The sequence below is a fragment of the Hyphomicrobium sp. 99 genome (assembly GCF_000384335.2).
In the GTDB taxonomy this organism is placed as follows: Bacteria; Pseudomonadota; Alphaproteobacteria; order Rhizobiales; family Hyphomicrobiaceae; genus Hyphomicrobium_B.
The window spans coordinates 875,511-891,490 of record NZ_KQ031382.1 but is presented as its reverse complement, the minus strand read 5'-3'; the positions used below and the strand labels follow the sequence as shown (position 1 = coordinate 891,490).

The following is a 15,980-nucleotide window of genomic DNA, read 5'->3' as shown; positions in this document are numbered from 1 at the left end:
CTTCTTGTTTTCCGTTCCGGCGCTGGTATCGACATGCGCCGAATGGCTGAAGGAAAAGCAAATGTCGGTCGCTGATGTCGCGATCGTTGGCGCAGGCGTTGTCGGCTGCGCGATAGCGAGACGTTTCACACTCCAAGGCGCCAAAGTCGTTCTTCTCGAACGTGGCGCAGACCTGCTCTCGGGCGCCAGCAAGGCCAACAGCGCGATCTTGCATACGGGCTTCGACGCGCCTCCCGGCAGCGTCGAACTCAATTGCATGCAAGCTGGGTATGCCGAGTATCAAGCGATCCGCGAAAGCCTCAATCTTCCGTTGCTCGAGACGGGCGCGATGGTCGTCGCGTGGACGGACGCCGAGAAAGCTTCGGTCGACGGCATCGAGGCTCAGGCGCGCGCAAACGGCATCCACGATGTGCGGCGTCTGACGTCGGCGGACATTCGAAAGCGCGAGCCGCATCTTTCGCCTCGCGCGCTCGAGGCGCTGCTGGTTCCGGGCGAGCATGTCATCGATCCGTGGTCGCCGTTCCTTGCTTATCTCCTGCAAGCCAAGGCGCACGGCGCGGAGATTTTGTTCGGATCCGAAGTCATTGCTGGCCGCTTCGACGGCGACGTCTGGACCCTTCAGACGGGCACGGGCGAACGGCGGGCGCGCACGGTCATCAACTGTGCCGGGCTCTACGGCGACCGGCTTGACGCACGTCTGCTCGGAACGGCATCGTTTCAGGTCCGGCCGCGCAAGGGTCAGTTCGTCGTCTTCGACAAGGCGGCGGCGGAGCTTCTCAGAACCATTATTTTGCCGGTTCCATCGGAGCGCACCAAAGGCGTCGTTCTCACGCGCACCGCCTTCGGCAATGTCCTCGTCGGACCGACCGCTGAAGAGCAACAGGATCGCGAACGCGCGACCGTCGAAGACGAGACGCTGCGCGCTTTGATCGCGCGGGCCGTGGAAATGATACCGGCATTGTCGACTGTGGACGTGACAGCGGTTTACGCGGGATTGAGGCCAGCGACGGAAGAGAAGCACTATCGCATCTCCGTGCATGGCGACCGGAACTGGATCACGGTCGGCGGCATCCGTTCGACGGGCATGACCGCGTCGCTCGGGATCGCGCAACATATCTACAAACTCTATGAAGAGATGGGTCATCGGCACGCGCCCGTTGCAGATCCGGTTTCGCCGCAGATGCCCAATCTCGCCGAGCACCGCCCGAGGGATTGGCAATCGCCCGGTTACGGCGAGATCGTGTGTCATTGTGAGATGGTGACGTTGCGCGAAATTCAGCAGGCTCTTTCCGGTCCGTTGCCGCCGGGTAATTTTGGCGGCCTTCGCCGTCGCACGCGGTGCGGCATGGGCCGATGCCAGGGCTTTTATTGCACTGCGCGGCTGGCTGAACTTACCGCCGGACATTTCGAGGCGCCGTTAGCGGTCGGAGACGCCGCGTGATGGCAGCAGCTTCCGAAATTGCCAAGATCACTGACGCACTCGTCATCGGCGCCGGCCCTGCCGGTCTTGCTGCGGCGACGCGGCTGAAGCGACTGGGTGTGATGCGCGTCGTGGTTGTCGATCGCGAACTTGAAGCGGGCGGCGTTCCCCGGCACTGCGGACATCCGCCGTTCGGCATGCGGGAATTCGGACGCGTGCTGACTGGACCGGCTTACGCAAGGCGTCTGGTGGATGCTGCGAACATCGCGGGTGTCGAGCTGATGCTCGGTCATAGCGTCGTCTCGATTGACCGTGGCGAGCCGCTGGTCGCGACATGTGCGAGCAGCCAAGGCACGGTTCGTATTTCAGCCAAGCGCATTATCCTTGCAACGGGCGTGCGGGAAACGCCGCGCTCGGCGCGGCTTGTGTCCGGCGACCGGCCCCTCGGCATTCTGAATACCGGTGCGCTGCAGGCCTACGCGTATCTGCAGCATCTGGTGCCGTTTCGCAGGCCGATCATCGTCGGGACCGAGCTGGTGGCCCTATCGAGCTTGCTGACGTGCCGCAAGATCGGCGCGCGGCCCGTCGCCATGATCGAGAAGCGCGATAGGCCGACGACGCGCCGGTTGTTCATGGCTTTGCCGCGCCTGCTCGGTGTGCCGGTGCGCTATGGAACAGAGATCGCCGACATCAAGGGAAGCCGCCGCGTGGAAGCCGTGACGCTGGCGCGCGCCAACGGCGTTTTGGAAGACGTCGAATGCGATGGCGTGCTCTTCACCGGTCGCTTCACGCCGGAAGCGCCGCTTGTTCGCGCCGCGGGGCTCAACGTCGATAGCGGGACCGGCGGACCGACAATCGATCAGTTTGGACGCACCAGCGATCCTCGCATCTTTGCAGCGGGCAATGTTCTGCATCCGGTCGAGACTGCCGGCTGGTCGTGGCAAGAGGGCAAGCGCATCGCGGACTTCCTCGCTGCCGATCTCGCCGGTTGGCTGCCCTCAACGGAGAATGCGATCAGCCTCTCTGCTGGAAAAGGCGTGCAATATGTCGTCCCGCAACGTCTCGTGCGCGGCGACGGCGGATTACCCCATATCCAACTGCGTGCGAGCGATGATGTTTCGGGAGCATTGGTTGCGCGCTGCGGGGTCGAGAAAATCAGAACGCAAGTGATGACATCGGCGCCGGAGCGACGAATCCTAGCTCCACGCTCCGCATTTCGTCGGGCGCAAACCGACATAACCTTCAGTTTCGACAGTGGGCGATCAACAGAATTGGGGAGCGACGCTAAATGCGTGTAGCGGCGATCGATCAAGGCACGACTTCTACACGCGTACTCGTTGTCGACACTGCAGGCAAGGCGGAGATCGCCTGCGCGATTACGCATCAGCAAAGCCATCCGCACCCGGGATGGGTGGAGCATGACCCCGAGGAGCTGCTGGCTAACATCCAGCGATGTCTCGATGCGACGGGTGCCGTAGACGCGATCGGGATCGACAATCAGGGCGAGAGCTGTCTCGCTTGGGATGCGCGAACCGGCGCGGCGCTCTCCCCTGTCATCGTCTGGCAGGACAATCGAACTGCCGATGCAGTCGAGCGATTGAAGGCAGCCGGTGCGGAGGCAACGACGCTAGCGCGAGCCGGGTTGCCGCTTGATGCCTATTTCTCGGCGTCGAAACTTGCCTGGATCATCGACAATATCCCCGCGGCGAAGGCCGCGCTGGAAGCCGGGAATTTGCGGCTCGGCACGACCGACGCGTTTTTTCTCGATCGTTTGACCGGCACTTTCGCAACCGACGTTACGACGGCGTCGCGAACGTCGCTGATGAACCTCGAAACGGGGCAGTGGGACGAGGAGCTGTGCCTCCTCTTCGGCGTTCCGATGTCGTGCCTGCCGAAGATTTTGCCGACGGTCGCGGATTACGGACATTTCAACGGCGTGCCGATCACGGCGGCCGTGGTCGATCAGCAGGCGGCCCTCTTCGGTCATGGATGCCGGAAGCCGGGCGACGCCAAGATCACCTTCGGAACCGGCGCATTCGCGTTGGCGGTAACGGGCGAGGAAATTGCACGCGCGCCGGAAAAAGGTTTGCTGCCCACGGTTGCCTGGTCGATCGAGGGACGCATGACGTACGCGGTTGACGGCGGGGTCTATGATGCCGGTTCGGCGATCGAATGGGCGCGCCGCATCGGGCTCGTGTCCGATCTTACCGCCGATCTCGATTGGTTCGACGCTCCGCCAGCTATCGACCGCGGCGTTGTCTTCGTGCCGGCGCTTTCGGGGCTCGCCTGCCCGCACTGGGATCGGACGGCCGCCTCGCTGTTCCTGGGAATGTCGGCGGCGACGACGCGTGCCGATCTGTGTCAGGCATTGCTCGAAGGCATCGCACTCAGCGCTGCCGATGTCGTCGGAGCGATGGAGGCGCATGTTCCGATCGGCCGTTCAATTGCCATCGACGGCGGCCTCGCCCGCAGCCGATATTTCGCGCAGTTTCTGGCGGACATGATCGGACGCAACGTTATCGCGACGAGCTTTGACGAGCGTACCGCTTTCGGCACGGCCGCGTTCGCCGCACTTGGGTCAGGCGTCGTGCTGCCGGAGCCGGACACCGTTTCGCGCACGTTCACACCGCGCGTCTGCGATAGTGTCGCGATCCGGGCCCGCTTCAGCGAGGCTGTTTCGCGCTCGAAGGGCTGGCGAGATCTCGGCGAACCACGCGCGGGCTAGTGCGCTCTATTTCAAGGTGAGTTCCGAGAATGTAGCTGAGACGTTCGCGTCGTGGACCACGAGCAAGCTGGCATTGCGCTCGCGAACGCCTACATCATGGGGCACGTTGGAGGTCCCATGGTTCCACTATCGATACTTGATCTCGTTCGCGTCACCGAAGACACCGACGCGCGCGGTGCGCTCGATAATGCGCGCGATCTCGCCGCCCATGCCGAACGCTGGGGCTACCGGCGCTTCTGGGTTGCCGAGCATCACAACATGCCGGGTATCGCCAGCGCGGCGACCTCCCTCGTCATTGCGCACATCGCTGCCGGCACGACGACAATTCGCGTCGGCGCGGGCGGCATCATGCTTCCCAATCATTCGCCGCTCATCATCGCTGAGCAGTTTGGAACGTTGGCGCGGCTTTTTCCGGGTCGCATCGATCTCGGCCTCGGCCGGGCACCCGGAACCGACCAGCTGACCCTGCAGGCTCTCAGGCGATCGCCCTCGGCGGCCGATACGTTCCCGCGGGATGTGCTCGAGTTGCAGGCGTATTTCGAACCGGCGTCTCCGGGTCAGCGTGTGCAGGCCGTACCGGCAGCTGGAACGAATGTGCCGCTGTGGATCCTCGGATCGAGCACGTTCGGCGCGCATCTCGCGGCGGAACTCGGGCTTCCTTATGCCTTCGCTTCGCATTTCGCGCCGGAGCAGCTGCTGCCCGCTCTCGAGATTTACCGCAGTCGCTTCAAACCATCGAAACAGCTCGATCGTCCGCACGCGATGGTCGGCGTGAATATCATCGCCGCCGAAACCGACGCGGAAGCGCGCCGCTTGTGGACGACGCAGCAGATGTCGTTCACGAACCTGTTTCGCGGCGCGCGCGGGCTCAGCCAGCCGCCGATCGACGACATCGAGGCCTATTGGTCGCCGCGGGAGAAAGCTCAGGCCATGCAGATGCTTCAGCGCTCCATCGTTGGCTCGCCGGAGACGATCCGCGCCGGCATCGATGCGCTCGTTGACGAAACCCGCGCAGACGAGCTTATGGTCGTCTCCGACGTTTATGATCACGGCGCGCGCTTGCGCTCGTTCGAGCTTATCGCAGCCGTAAACAAGGCCGGCTCGCGCGCGAACATGACGACGGAGGCTTGCCAATGAGCAACGAGGAAAACGAGACGCCGCCGGAAGCCAGCAAGCTTACGCGAAGCAAGCGACGCTGGGCTCGTGAAGGCCGCTTTCTGACCGGAAGAACTGCGCGTCCCGAAGCCGAGCGGCTGCCGCCAGGACAGCATCTCTCCCGCGACTGGCCCGTGCTCGATCTCGGCGAGCAGCCCGAGATTACTCTCACCGACTGGAAACTTCAGATCGATGGCGCGGTCGAAAATCCGGTGACGTTGGATTGGGCGGCGTTTCAGGGCGAACCACAAACCGTCAAAACCTCGGACATTCATTGCGTCACGAGCTGGTCGCGATACGACAACCGCTGGACGGGCGTTGCGGCGCGGGATCTGCTCGATCTCGTCATGCCGAAACCGGAAGCCCGCTTCGTTATTCTGCACAGCTACGATCGTTACACGACGAATATCACGCTCGAGGATTTCGCGGCCGAAGATGCCATCGTGGCGCACTCGTGGGAGGAGAAGCCGCTGGCGCGAGAACACGGCGGGCCCGTTCGCCTCGTCGTGCCGCATCTCTACTTTTGGAAAAGTGCGAAGTGGCTGAAAAGAATAGAATTCACGACCCGTGACGCGCCGGGGTTCTGGGAAGTCAACGGCTATCACAACCGCGCTGATCCGTGGTTGGAACAACGCTATTCCGACGATTGACGCAACCTCGCTCGGGCGCTGGTTCAATCGGTTCACGTCCGCAGATGATGACATCTTTGGGCTTTAAAACGGCCGGTAGCGCATCGCTCTTCGCAGCGCAGCATCTACCGATAATTCTTCCATCGTTTCGGCGAAGCACTCGCGCTAGTGTCGGGGTCTGATCGCGGGCATTTCAAAGGGGGTGGACTTGTTTCCCCATCGACGTTTTTCGGGCGTCGCGGCGGCACTTTTGCCGATCGTGGCCATTGGTCTTGCTCTCGTCAGTCGGGCAACCGATGCGCAGGCAAAGGACGGTGCAGGCGGTTGTGAAGGCGCAATCGGGCTCTCAATGCTTGCCTCGCCCGTTGCGCCGTGGAAAGGCGCCCCGTTGCGAGTCGTCTTCTCGTCCGAGCAACCGATCACCGCGGAACTTTCCCTCTCGGGCCCCGACGGTGCGGTCGCGGTCACCTCACGCGAGCGTCACGGCGGGCCACCCTACTTCTGGTTCGCCGAGGTCACAGCACCGGCTGCAGGGACGTGGCACGCGAAGCTGACGCGCGAAGGCGCCGATGGGGACTGCGCGACAATCACTAAGGAGATTAGCGTCGGGCGTGCTGCGTCGGCGCCGATCCGCGCAACAAGCAAAAGCGTTTGGCCCGTGCGCGCTCAGTGGAATCGCTCCACTGAAAATCTTTATTCCGCATGGATTGAAAAACTTTTCGATGCGCCAATTGACCAAGAGCTCTCGTGGCCGGCGCTGCATGAGGTACTGCGCGACAAGTCACGCAATTTTCTCTTCAACCATCTCGGACTCGGCGAAGACGACAAAAAGTTAATTATGCAGCCGGATTGCGCCGACCTTCCGTATTTTCTTCGCGCCTATTTTGCTTTTAAGGTCGGACTGCCATTCGGATATTCGAAGTGCTCGCGCGGCGGGGGCGGCAAGGCGCCCAGGTGTCCGCAGTGGTTCAATATTCAGCGCGAGGAGTCTTCGACGCCGTCATCCGAAGAGAAGGATGCGCAAGCCGGAGCGGGTTCCATCCTTGCTGTTTTTGGAGCAACGGCTCCTCAAACCACCCCGGCGAAAACGTCTTCGCGGCCACAGGGCCTCGTGCCAGGCTTTGGCTATTACGTGCGCACGACAGTCGCAAATGCCGTCCATTCAGGTTCAGGCCGCACGGCCGCCAATGACGACAATACCGATTACTATCCCGTTCCGCTCAAAGCTGAAACACTTCGCCCAGGAACGATCTACGCCGATCCCTACGGGCATGTTCTGGTGCTGGTGAAGCGCATTGCCCAGACGAGCGAGTCGGCCGGAGTCTTTTTAGCCGTCGATGGGCAGCCTGATGGCACCGTCGCGCGAAAGCGTTTTTGGCGCGGCAACTTTCTCTTTGCGCAGAACCCGTCGCTCGGAAGTCCCGGTTTCAAGCGCTTCCGACCGATCGTGGCTGATGCGAATGGCGGCTTGCGGCGGCTCGCCAACGCCGAGATTTCGAAAGATGCGGAATACGGCGATTTCTCGTTAGAGCAATCCAAGCTCGGGATTGAAGACTTTTATGATCGCATGGACGATGTGATGTCGCCGGATGCGCTCGATCCAATGCGAGCGATGAAAGAAACAATCACAGCGCTTGAGGAGCAAATCAAGACACGCGTCACGTCCGTCGAGAACGGCAGGAAGTATCAAAATGGCGGTGGCGCGGAGGTCGCGATACCGGCGGGCTCGTCGATCTTCGAGACGACAGGGGCGTGGGAAGACTATTCGACGCCCTCGCGAGATCTGCGCCTGCTGATCGCGATCGACGTCGTGCGTGGCTTTCCGGATCGGGTCGCACGGCGCGCTGACCGGTATGCAATGCCCAAGGATAAATCCCCGGCAGAGGTCAAAGCTGAATTAGAAAGCACGCTCGCTGCCGAGCTCGCTGCGCGAAAGTTTTCCTATCCACGCAGCGATGGTTCGACATGGACGTTGGCAATGAAGGACGTCGTTGATCGGGCGGCGGATCTCGAGATGGCCTACAACGTCAACGACTGCGTCGAGCTCCGTTGGGGTGCACCGGATAAGAGCAGTGAGGCTCAAACGTGCAAGCGTCGCGCCCCTTCAGCACAGCGAGCAAAGATGGCGGAGTATCGCGCTTGGTTTCATGATCGCCGCCGTCCAGCGCGCGGCGAATAGCCGATGCATTTCCATTTTTCGAATGCAGGACGTTGGGAATTTTTCGCTCTGACATAGAAAAGACCCCGACGGCTTTAACGGCAATATTGCCGTGTCGACGGGGTCAAGTTCGAAGATTGATTAAATCAATACGTAAGAAAAAATTATTCCTGCAATATACATTTGGCAGTGTACCTCCTATTCGACGTCATTAATAGAGGCCAATTCGCTTCCCAATCCGGCCTAACGATAAGTCATAGACAGAGCCAAACTCGACTGCACTTCAAAGCGTCTGCGAAGACTCGCTAATGATGTCGCGGGAAAGTCATCGGAAAAATATAATAGCGGCTTCAGCGCTATTTCTGTCGGCTCAATGGGGGGAAGTCGTGTTTCGTCCTCAAAAAAAATTTACACCAATCGCTGGACGCCTGCCGGCTTGTCACAAGCGATATCTCATAGGCTCTGAAAATGTATCACTATTGGCGGACGCTTCCGCATGCCCGCGCAAGCATCTCGCGGACGTAGCCCCGCCGGACCCGCATACAGCAGATCGTCAGTCTTGAACTGAATGCAGCTACTCGCTGCGCGCTACGACTTTTCGATCAGCGCGCTGATTGCGATTGGTGAGGAAGACCACTAAGCCCGTCCCTACGGCGCCAAACACAAGAAGAGCCTGGACTGCGAAGATCATCGTATAGGCTGAATCGGGCATTTCACTTCCCCGTTGTTTTTGTATGAGGATGAAACGCTGATCCTTCGCAAAAAGCTATCGATGACTGCAGCAATGGCCATTTTTTTTTTGATTTGCCCCGCACCGCACAAACGCGATGCAAATAAACCCGAAATTGCCAAGTACGAATTTAGCGAACATTCACATTCGCTTGTGTCCGCATGCTTTACGAAAATGGCGCGGCAGCGATGTGTCGCCATCCCGCGACGCAACAGAAAAAGAGGGCGCTCGGGCGCTTAAGCCTGCGATTGGGCCTGATGCGCCGCCAGAAAATGGTGAACTTCGTTTCGAGTCGGAAGAGCAGATCGCGCGCCAAGTCCCCGACAGCTCATGGCCGCGACGGCAGATGCAATGCGCGCGCAGTCCGCATCCTTCAACCCTTCGGTGATCGCCCATGCGAAGGCGCCGTGGAAGGCATCGCCGGCGCCGGTCGTGTCGACGACGTCCACCGGGAACGCGGGCTGGAGACCTCGCTCTCCCTCTCGGTTCATCCAAAGATATCCCTGCGCGCCGCGCGTTATGCCAGCGTGGCGAGTGCCTGATTGAATGAGCTTTTCAAGACGCTCCTCGTCGCTCCCGCCTTTTACGAACTGCCTGAAAGCGGGCGCGGAGAAAATTGCGTAATCGGCCAGCGCGAGGACTTTCGAAAGCAGCTGTCCGCTATTTAGGTCAATGTCGAGGACGGTCGGGATATCGAGCGCACGAGCCGCGCTGAATGCGGCGATCGTTCCTTCCAGCCATGTCAGGTCGCTCAAGACAGCTTTCGCATATTTGACATCGGCTATCGGAAGCCAGTCCGCCGGTAGAGGAAATTCGTGATCGTCTTCGCTGATGACGAGACGTTCACCGTTGCGATCCACGATCACCGCAGCTGTCGCCGAGGAAACGCCGGCGTAGGCGCGAACATGGGCAGTGCCGACGCCCACAGCTTTCAATTGCTGCAGAATTATTCCGCCGGACGGATCGTCACCGATGCGCGCCCACAGCGCGACGTCGCCTCCGAGCCGAGCGATAGCGGCTGCAGCGTTCGCCGCCATGCCGCCGCCGCTCGCGACGTGTTCGAGCGCGCGAATTTTGGTCGGCGACGAGGGAAAAGTTCCGATCCGATAAACGTAATCGAGCGCGGCATGACCGACTGCAATGATGTGTTTTCCCGGCATGAAGCCTTTCGCGGCGAAAGCCGATTTCAGGGTAGGTGCTCGTCCGCCCTGTCAGCAAGAGAGCTTTTCGTGCTCGCGACGACGTTCAAGCGGGCATGCAGCTGCTCGATCTGGTTCAGCAGCTGGAAAACCAGCGCGATACCGGCGGGGTTCAATCCCAGATCTCGATCAAAGCGCTTGGCTTTCGCTGTACGAACGATGCTGAGGCTTGAGAACCTCCATTCGGACGGGTTGCTTCCCTGTGGCTCGATGATGCCCTCAGCCACAAGCTCCGAGATCCAAGACACTTCGACTTGGCAACTTTGGCTGAGTTCTTCGAGTGAATAAACAGCTGCCGGACCAATCGCTTCAGCGTGCATCGGCTCGCGCTCTCCATTTGCCATATCTCAAACTCCCAATCTCAAACATTCAGTCCGGCGCGCGGATCGAACGCGAGTTCCTTCGCCATTTCCTCATATATGTGCTTGGCCTTTTCGTTGTTCGCGGGCGGCCAGACAATTTTCAGAACCGCGTAGAGATCGCCAGATGGACCCGCTGGAATTCCGCGTCCCTTCACGCGCAACTCCCGGCCATGCGCGGAGCCCGGCGGTATTTTGAGCATGATGGCCCCTGCCGGGGTCGGCATCTTTACACTTGCGCCCAATGCGGCTTCCCAAGGGGCAATCGGCAGATCGAGGTAAAGGTCCTTGCCGACAACGCGGTAGGTGGAACCGGGCTTGAAACGGATTTCTAGATAGAGATCGCCTGCAGGGCCACCGCCTACTCCGGGTGAGCCTTGCCCCTGAAGGCGGATGCTCTGCCCCTCAGTGACGCCTTTGGGAATTTGTACGGTCAGATTTTTATCGCGGACCAGGACGTGACCGCCGTCATCGACCTCGGGCACGCGAAGCGTGATGGTGCGCGTGGCGCCATCGAGTGCGTCTTGCAAATCGATGACGATCTTGGCGTGATGATCTTCACCGCGCATCCGGAACGTCGTGTGCGTGCGGCCAGACCGCTGGGCGCGGGCGGCGCCGAACATAGCGTCGAAAAAATCGCTGTAGTCACCCTCACTGGGGCGGCCCGAAAATTCAAATCCAGCGTCCCAGTTCGGCGGCGGCCGGAAGTCCTGTCCGGCTTTGTAATCTTTGCCGAGCTGATCGTAAGCCGCGCGCTTTTCGGGATTGCTGAGAACGTCGTTGGCTTCGCCAATCTCTTTGAACTTCGCCTCGGCGCCGTCCTCTTTGTTGATGTCGGGATGGTATTTGCGCGCGAGCTTGCGATAGGCACGCTTGATGTCATCCTCGGTTGCGTTTCGCTCAACACCCAGGATTTTATAGTAGTCCTTGAATTCCATTGGGGCTCACATCATCGGATCAGGTTCAGCGCATCAGTGATAATTTCCCGGTGATCGAAGGCAATTTCAACTCCATTGACATCATTTATCTTTACCCACGCGATGGCATCCGCATCGTCGCCGGCTCTCGCGTCGCCTTGGGCGTCGTTCGTCAGGAACGCAACCGAGCAGACGTGGCCGCGGGGATCTCGATCGGGCCGCGAATAGACGCCGACGAGCGCGAGGTTCATTGCCTCAAGTCCCGTTTCCTCCTTGAGCTCGCGCCGCGCTGCGTCTTCGACCGCTTCGCCCATTTCGACAAATCCACCCGGAAGCGCCAAATAACCCTTGTAGGGCGGATTTTTTCGCCGGACCATCAGCACGCCGCGGTTCGGGTCGAGGACGACGCAGTCGGCAGTGAGAGCGGGCGTTTGAGGGAGCGACATGACCATCCTGTTTACGTCGAAAGCGCGAACGTGAAAACCGCGACGAGCGCCGGACTTTTGTTGTATCGCGACCGGAACGGGCTTGAAGTCATGCTCGGTCACCCCGGCGGACCATACTGGCGTAAGAAGGATGACGGCTCTTGGACCGTGCCGAAAGGTGAAGTTATCGGCGGCGAGGACTTATATAAAGCTGCGTTGCGTGAGTTTGTCGAAGAGATAGGATTTCATCCGAAGGGTTCGGCTGTGCCGCTCGGGTCCGTTCGGCAAGCGGGTGGGAAATGCGTTCATGTATGGGCGATCGAAGATGATTGGAATCCCGAGACACTCGTTAGCAATACGTTCAGCATAGAATGGCCTCCCCGTTCCGGCCGGATGCAAGATTTTCCTGAGATCGACCGTGCCCAGTGGTTTGATCTGGCTACAGCGCACGCAAAAATCCTAAAGAGCCAGGCCGAATTTTTGAACCGTCTTGCACTGTTGCGGCAGTCTGGGTGAAGGCAGGCGTGCGGCCGAAAGTGCCTAGCATATCACTTCACGAAAGCCGCTCAGCTTATTTCGATCCAATAAGAAGCAGCGCTAACCGGATTTTAAGCAACTCCTCATGCGGCGGGCGAAAGCTTTGAGGATCTTAGGGAATATCGTGGATATCGATCATATGCGCGCCGATCATCTCGAAGACTGAGATCGCCGGACAAGCGCGAAAAAATTCAACGGGATTGAGTGGCGTCATGATTGAATGCAATTCAAAGATCGAGCTTTCCGAGACTTATACCGAGCGGCTTTCCGACGACGAAATCGCGGACATGATGGCGGAGGCCGCTCGGGTCGACGCCATGTTCCAGTCCGGCGAAATATCGACGATGTATCTCGTCGGCCTAACGTCCGCAGCTCAGGCATCCAGCTTGTGGCAGCCCGAAGTCGAGGAAGTCTCCGCGGCGTAACAGAACCGCTCGTCCAGAGGTCGCAAGGGAAGAGCGGACGCAGCATCGTCCGCTCTTTTTGTGTCCGGAGTTTTATTCGACTTATAAAACAGGCAATTTGCCGACCGGCTTCACTTCACGCTGTACTCGGGAGCATATTCCGGGATAGGCGGCGCCGACCCGGCGTTGAAAAGATAGGTCAGACCAATACGGGTTACCCAGAAGCTATCATCCCAGGTTACGTGCACGTTGCAAGGTCCGCCGTCGCAGGAACCGAACGAAAAGTTTTGGCCGTCACTCCCCAAATCGACAAACAGAGCGTCGGCGCGGAGTGCCCAGTTGTCCCTCAGAAACATTTCGAAGCCGCCGCCGACTGTCCAGCCCAATTTCGTATCGCTATCCGACCGACTAAACGGTCCGCCCGGCGCAAATGGATCGCTGAATTCGTGCTCGACAGTGGAATATGCGAGTCCGCCGGTGGCGAACAACAGAATGTTGTCATCCGCTACGACACCCACTCTACCGCGAAGCGAGCTGAACCAGTTCATCGATGAGTGGAAAGCCTCACCGCATCCGTCGCATCCGGACCGGGTTTCGGCGCCGAAGTAGCTGAATTCCGATTCAACGCCGATGAGCGCATCACCGCATTGGTAGTTGTAGCCGCTGTACTCACCGATGGTAAATCCTTTATCGTTCGCGGCGATTGAGCCGGCATCGCCGGTAGCCCTCGTTCTCATACTGCCACCGCCGAGTTCGCCGCCCACGTATAGACCTGAATAAATGCCGCCGCATGGTGTGCCTGGCGGTCCGCCCCAGAGGAGATTTGGGCCGTCGGCGTGCGCTGCCGATGCTCCGAGAAGGCACAAGAGGAGCGCTGTAAACAGCCGAACCGTTTTCATAATATGAGAACCTATCTGAAAACTTATTTGAAAATTCCGACGTCGACATCTGGAAAATCGGAACTCTGGCAATTCGAAAACGAAAAACTCAAAGTCAGAAATACGGAACCGCAAATAAAAGAAAGAGAGCGTGAGCTTCGCTGACAGGGGATGTGATTCGACGCACAACGTCGAGCCGGGAGCTGCATTCTCTCTCGCATTGCGGAGCGGCGTTGCTCAACCTCCACGCTGGGATGTCCTACAGGATAGCGCTCGACACCTTCGGAACATTACTCCGTACACACCTTTTCATTTAAAATGATGTGGCGCAGCTTTACGCAAACTCCACGCGCCCTGAGTTACAATCAAGAATATTTTGCAGCGTATTTGTTTCCTGGATTTTTCACAGTGCTGAAGGGCGTATTAGCGCAGATCGTGCCGGATCGGGCGGCGATCGTCGAGCGAGACAAGGGCGTCGCTTTTCTTTCCGCCACGCGTTCGATTTATCATCTCAATGATCTTTTCTATTTATGCGTGAACATTCCGCGGCATTCGAGCCGCGCGTTTGTGCATTGTGCGTTCAGCAGTGATTTCGCGAGTCAGGCGATTACGCCTTATCCGATTTCCGCTGCGCAATTGGCAGGCTTGAAAATCATCAAGCTGACGCAACAATTGAAAGGCTGCAGCAGCGGCGAGGCCGCGGAGTCAGCTATCGAGCTAACTGCGCGCGGCCGCGAGATCGCGATCCTGGGCTACTCTCGCAGCTTACCTCCGATGGGTGACGCAGATGCCGAAGGCCCGCCCTCTTGTACCGAACTCAAAACCCTCGGCGACTATTTCCATAGCCATATGCTCCGCCGGAACGGGATCGATACGTCCGATGCGCTCGTGATATCGGCGAGAGAACTTGATTGCTTGCGATGGGTGGCAGCCGGCAAATCGGCATGGGAAGCAAGCGTCATCCTCGGGATCAGCGAACGCACGGTGCGCTTCCACCTGAATTCCGCGCGGGAAAAGCTGAACTGCACAACGACGACACAAGCCGTCGCCAAGGTCGTTGCTCAACAACTGATCGCGATATGACGGCTTTTCTGCTCTGAATTTTCAATCGCGACCACATTTGTGGTCGTGGGCGGCGCGGACGGCCAACGCGCGTTCTCCTCGTCAAGCGCTCTACATACGCGGATATACTCGGCCCATGCTTGCATCGACGATTGCTGGACCTTGATCATACCCTCGAACGCGTGAAGCGCTCGGCCAGCGATGACGGACGCTGCGATCGACATTCCAATGGTTATGGTACCGGCGAGAGCAAGATGCATATTCCAGGCAAGTATCGCGACTGACGTGATCGCACGCGCGACGAACAAGACACTCGCTGACTTCAGAGCCCAGATTCTCAAAGCGAGCGCCGAGATCAACACGATAGCGCCGAGACTGGTATTTATGAGGATGATCGCTCCGAAGAAGAACGGGAGCATCGGTGCATCAAACAGGAGCAACATGGTTGGACTTCCGAGGAAGCCGCGCACTTTATGCAAGCTGCGCAGGTCTTGCGCATAACCTCGCTCTGGTGCTGACTGCGATCTCAACATGGCCGACATAAGAGCGCCGCCGAGGATCGTCTCCATCGCAGACGCAAGGCCGTATAAAATCCTGCTCCGCTGAATATCGAGCATCGACATCGTCGTGAGCAGGATCAGCGTTAGGAGCGGCAAGCCGAAAGGCGGCACAAGTCCGTGACCGAGCGCAACCTTATCGGATATTTGAAATAGGAAGACCGGTAGCGCCAGCATTGAAAGGTTGGCGAAAATTGAGAATATCGCGACGCGGATGAGCGTTCCTTTCGCCGTCGACCTCCAAAGCGCTAGCGCTTCGATATTTTGCTTCAGCTGTGCAGTCCATGCTTCACCGGAGAGTTCCGTCGCGAAGGACCGCTCGAACTCGCATCGAATGTTTGCAAGCCGCCTTAGTGCCGGATGCGGAATAATGGATCCAGTTGCGCCGGGATACTCTTCCGGCCGCGCATTTTGCTCAGCCTTTGGCATGGCCGGAATCGAAGAGATTGAGCGTGCTGGTCAGTTGATCGAGATCGATGTTCGATGCCGTCAAATGGTGGGTCGGCAAAGGCTGCAGGGCGGCCCCCATCTCATATAGATGGAGCGATCTCACGCGGCGCCGGGACCGTGCCATACGCTGGCTGATAATGTTCCGGCGCAGGCGATGGGCAAGATGGCAGTGGAGGCGACGGGCAACTCTTCGAGAGCGCGACGCTGTCTGATCATTCATTTTGCCTCTCCCATCGAAAGCAGGGCGATGTTGCTTGGGACGTTTTGACGTGGTCCAGACAATGCCGAAGAAGGATCGTTCGAGAACCTGATCGGAACGACAGTGGCGGAGCGAAAATTCTGCTCAAATTAGAAATAGATCGGCAGACAAGTTGA

At 59.1% G+C, this 15,980-nt stretch carries 18 protein-coding genes; 10 read left to right on the top strand and 8 right to left on the bottom strand.

Annotation, left to right across the window (positions count from 1 at the left end; translation table 11 throughout):
* Positions 1-61 precede the first annotated feature (61 nt).
* The 6 genes from G359_RS04530 (at position 62) to G359_RS04505 (ending at position 8,108) form a co-directional block, all read left to right on the top strand.
* Positions 62-1,441: an NAD(P)/FAD-dependent oxidoreductase gene (locus G359_RS04530; RefSeq protein WP_045837640.1), complete on the top strand. Its 1,380-nt coding sequence runs from the start codon at positions 62-64 to the stop codon at positions 1,439-1,441.
* Positions 1,441-2,718 carry an NAD(P)/FAD-dependent oxidoreductase gene (locus G359_RS04525; RefSeq protein WP_045835168.1) on the top strand — a complete coding sequence of 426 codons (1,278 nt, stop codon included), beginning with the start codon at positions 1,441-1,443 and terminating at the stop codon, positions 2,716-2,718. Before G359_RS04530 ends, G359_RS04525 begins: the two co-directional genes overlap by 1 nt.
* Positions 2,709-4,145 (top strand): FGGY family carbohydrate kinase, encoded by a 1,437-nt coding sequence (locus G359_RS04520; protein ID WP_045835167.1) that lies wholly within the window; start codon positions 2,709-2,711, stop codon positions 4,143-4,145. Before G359_RS04525 ends, G359_RS04520 begins: the two co-directional genes overlap by 10 nt.
* A 117-nt stretch (positions 4,146-4,262) precedes the next feature.
* Positions 4,263-5,282: an LLM class flavin-dependent oxidoreductase gene (locus tag G359_RS04515; RefSeq protein ID WP_045837639.1), complete on the top strand. Its 1,020-nt coding sequence runs from the start codon at positions 4,263-4,265 to the stop codon at positions 5,280-5,282.
* On the top strand, positions 5,279-5,950 hold the full coding sequence (locus tag G359_RS04510) for a sulfite oxidase-like oxidoreductase (protein ID WP_045835166.1): 672 nt from the start codon (positions 5,279-5,281) through the stop codon (positions 5,948-5,950). Before G359_RS04515 ends, G359_RS04510 begins: the two co-directional genes overlap by 4 nt.
* Before the next feature lie 187 nt (positions 5,951-6,137).
* A complete protein-coding gene (locus G359_RS04505; RefSeq protein WP_045835165.1) occupies positions 6,138-8,108 on the top strand; it encodes a hypothetical protein in 1,971 nt (656 codons plus the stop codon).
* 553 nt (positions 8,109-8,661) lie between these two features.
* Here the strand turns inward: G359_RS04505 and G359_RS20320 are convergent.
* The 5 genes from G359_RS20320 to G359_RS04480 form a co-directional block, all read right to left on the bottom strand.
* Complete coding sequence (locus G359_RS20320) at positions 8,662-8,799, bottom strand: hypothetical protein (RefSeq protein ID WP_156150666.1); 138 nt, start codon at positions 8,797-8,799, stop codon at positions 8,662-8,664.
* A 254-nt stretch (positions 8,800-9,053) separates the two neighbouring features.
* A complete protein-coding gene (locus G359_RS04495) occupies positions 9,054-9,977 on the bottom strand; it encodes a PfkB family carbohydrate kinase (RefSeq protein WP_045835163.1) in 924 nt (307 codons plus the stop codon).
* A gap of 26 nt (positions 9,978-10,003) precedes the next feature.
* Positions 10,004-10,360, bottom strand: a complete 357-nt coding sequence (locus G359_RS04490; protein ID WP_052699180.1) for a chaperone modulator CbpM — start codon at positions 10,358-10,360, stop codon at positions 10,004-10,006.
* Positions 10,361-10,377: 17 nt separating this feature from the next.
* Positions 10,378-11,313 (bottom strand): DnaJ C-terminal domain-containing protein, encoded by a 936-nt coding sequence (locus tag G359_RS04485; RefSeq protein WP_045835162.1) that lies wholly within the window; start codon positions 11,311-11,313, stop codon positions 10,378-10,380.
* Positions 11,314-11,324: 11 nt separating this feature from the next.
* Positions 11,325-11,738 carry an NUDIX domain-containing protein gene (locus G359_RS04480; RefSeq protein WP_045837637.1) on the bottom strand — a complete coding sequence of 138 codons (414 nt, stop codon included), beginning with the start codon at positions 11,736-11,738 and terminating at the stop codon, positions 11,325-11,327.
* Positions 11,739-11,768: 30 nt separating this feature from the next.
* Between G359_RS04480 and G359_RS04475 the strand changes: the two genes are divergently transcribed.
* Positions 11,769-12,233 carry an NUDIX hydrolase gene (locus G359_RS04475; protein WP_082072796.1) on the top strand — a complete coding sequence of 155 codons (465 nt, stop codon included), beginning with the start codon at positions 11,769-11,771 and terminating at the stop codon, positions 12,231-12,233.
* Positions 12,234-12,466: 233 nt separating this feature from the next.
* Complete coding sequence (locus tag G359_RS04470) at positions 12,467-12,679, top strand: hypothetical protein (RefSeq protein ID WP_045835160.1); 213 nt, start codon at positions 12,467-12,469, stop codon at positions 12,677-12,679.
* A 110-nt stretch (positions 12,680-12,789) separates the two neighbouring features.
* Here G359_RS04470 and G359_RS04465 read toward each other — a convergent pair whose 3' ends face one another.
* Positions 12,790-13,524, bottom strand: a complete 735-nt coding sequence (locus tag G359_RS04465) for an outer membrane protein (RefSeq protein ID WP_371199091.1) — start codon at positions 13,522-13,524, stop codon at positions 12,790-12,792.
* Here G359_RS04465 and G359_RS21100 point away from each other — a divergent pair.
* Complete coding sequence (locus G359_RS21100) at positions 13,435-13,701, top strand: hypothetical protein (protein ID WP_371199089.1); 267 nt, start codon at positions 13,435-13,437, stop codon at positions 13,699-13,701. The two genes, G359_RS04465 and G359_RS21100, sit on opposite strands and share 90 nt — an antisense overlap.
* A gap of 243 nt (positions 13,702-13,944) precedes the next feature.
* A complete protein-coding gene (locus G359_RS20875) occupies positions 13,945-14,619 on the top strand; it encodes a response regulator transcription factor (RefSeq protein WP_245279929.1) in 675 nt (224 codons plus the stop codon).
* Here G359_RS20875 and G359_RS04455 read toward each other — a convergent pair.
* Both G359_RS04455 and G359_RS20310 read right to left on the bottom strand, forming a co-directional pair.
* Positions 14,598-15,584, bottom strand: a complete 987-nt coding sequence (locus tag G359_RS04455) for a 6TM ABC transporter family protein (protein WP_045835158.1) — start codon at positions 15,582-15,584, stop codon at positions 14,598-14,600. The genes G359_RS20875 and G359_RS04455 overlap by 22 nt on opposite strands.
* Complete coding sequence (locus tag G359_RS20310; protein ID WP_156150665.1) at positions 15,571-15,825, bottom strand: hypothetical protein; 255 nt, start codon at positions 15,823-15,825, stop codon at positions 15,571-15,573. Before G359_RS20310 ends, G359_RS04455 begins: the two co-directional genes overlap by 14 nt.
* Positions 15,826-15,980 lie beyond the last annotated feature (155 nt).